Source organism: Psychrobacter sp. 1Y4 (genome assembly GCF_051847555.1).
This window is the reverse complement of the sequence record NZ_JBPYDE010000259.1, coordinates 1-909: the sequence shown is the minus strand read 5'-3', so window position 1 is coordinate 909 and position 909 is coordinate 1. Positions and strand designations below refer to the sequence as shown.

The 909-nt window shown below is 47.0% G+C and carries 2 protein-coding genes; both read right to left on the bottom strand.

Features of this window, described 5'->3' with window-relative positions; genetic code table 11:
• A partial coding sequence (locus ACS8FC_RS15630; RefSeq protein ID WP_439297445.1) for an imelysin family protein occupies window positions 1-508 on the bottom strand: 508 nt, incomplete at its 3' end.
• An 82-nt stretch (window positions 509-590) separates the two neighbouring features.
• On the bottom strand, window positions 591-909 hold a 319-nt coding region (locus ACS8FC_RS15625; RefSeq protein ID WP_439297444.1), incomplete at its 5' end, for a di-heme oxidoredictase family protein.

Here is a 909-nt window from a genome sequence, read left to right as displayed (position 1 = left end):
GATTGGCAGCAATCAAATCAGCCACGCCACTATGTACGAGTCCGCGTTCATCAGGATAATAGTTGATGTACAAATTGCTCATACTGGCAGTCGCAGGACCAAAATTAATCATCTCAGCACTCGACCATGCTTGTGCCAACACTAACCACTGCGCGCGTAATGCTTGTAGCTCAGCGCCGCTGACTGGTGCTTGCTGACAATGTTTCTGCGCCAATTCATTTAATAGATCACTTTGCTTTGCTGCATCAGCATACGCAGGAATGACAATGTCATCTGCCACATGCGTCAAATACGTTTTTTGGGTCTCAGGGCTGATATCTACCGCAACGATCTGCGCAGTGCCTTCCTTACTGCTTTCTGTCGAGCTGTCAGCAGTCGAGTTATTCTGTGCAACTTCTTGACTATCCACTTCTGCAGACTTGTTGTCGTCGGCAGGTTTGACACAGCTGATCAGCAGCCCGGCACTCAGTGCAGATAGCGCCATCGCCAAAGCGTGATTTATTTTCATAGATTTCTCGGTAATTTATCGGTAGTAATTTATAGCGTTTTTATGCTGACTTTATAATAGTGACTGTATTACAGTGACCTTATTATAGCGACTTTAGAAACGCATTTAGCTCGGCGCGACCTTGCTTGTCTAATTTCAATACTTGTTGCTGTTGCTTTTCGGCTTCTCCGCCGTGCCAAAGAACCGCTTCCATCAGCGTACGAGCGCGTCCATCATGTAAAAACGTCGCTTGTGGATCAACCGTTTGTGCAAGTCCAACGCCCCAAAGTGCGGGCGTGCGCCATTCATAAGAATTGGCTAAAAACTCAACTTGAGCGTCTTTTGGTGGTAGCTTACCCGCGATGGTACGATCAGCGAGAGCATCACCCATGTCGTGCAATAGCAAATCTGTGTAAGGATAA